Origin of the sequence: Rhizobium fabae (assembly GCF_003985135.1) — a bacterium.
In the GTDB taxonomy this organism is placed as follows: Bacteria; Pseudomonadota; Alphaproteobacteria; order Rhizobiales; family Rhizobiaceae; genus Rhizobium; species Rhizobium pisi.
This window is the reverse complement of sequence record NZ_ML133685.1, coordinates 1-548: the sequence shown is the minus strand read 5'-3', so window position 1 is coordinate 548 and position 548 is coordinate 1. Positions and strand designations below refer to the sequence as shown.

The following is a 548-nucleotide window of genomic DNA, read 5'->3' as shown; positions in this document are numbered from 1 at the left end:
GCCTGCATGGCGGCAAGCGCGTCCTGCGTGGCGTCGACACCGCCGACGACGACCTTGGTCATGTCCTTGCCGGCCGCCTTCAGCGCCTGGATGGCGCCGATCGCCATTTCGTCGTTGTTGGAGATCACTGCGTCGAATTCGATGCCGCTGGAGAGCCAGTTGGTCATCAGGTCGGCGCCCTGGGTGCGATCCCAGTTGGCCGTCTGCTCTTCGACGATCTTCAGCCCCTTGCATTCATCCGTCTTGACGACGTCGTGAACGTCCTGGGTGCGCATGCGCGCAGCCTGGTTGGAAAGCTCGCCCATGATGACGACGGCCGTGCCCTTGCCGCCGAGGATACGGCAAATTTCCTTGGTTTCCAGCGTGCCGGATTCCTGCTCGTTGGAAGCAACGAAGGCCTGCTTTTCCGGCAGCGTGTCGACGTTAACAGGCTGGCGGTTGACGTAAACCAACGGGATGCCAGCGTCAGCGGCGAGCTTCGACATCGCGGTGGTCGCATCGGTATCGACAGGGTTGACGATGATCGCATCGACCTTGGATGCGATGAA

The 548-nt window shown here is 61.7% G+C and carries 1 protein-coding gene; it reads right to left on the bottom strand.

Annotated features, from left to right (window positions below; all coding sequences use genetic code 11):
• Positions 1 to 548: substrate-binding domain-containing protein (locus EFB14_RS32760; RefSeq protein ID WP_164737641.1), on the bottom strand; the 548-nt coding region annotated here is incomplete at both ends.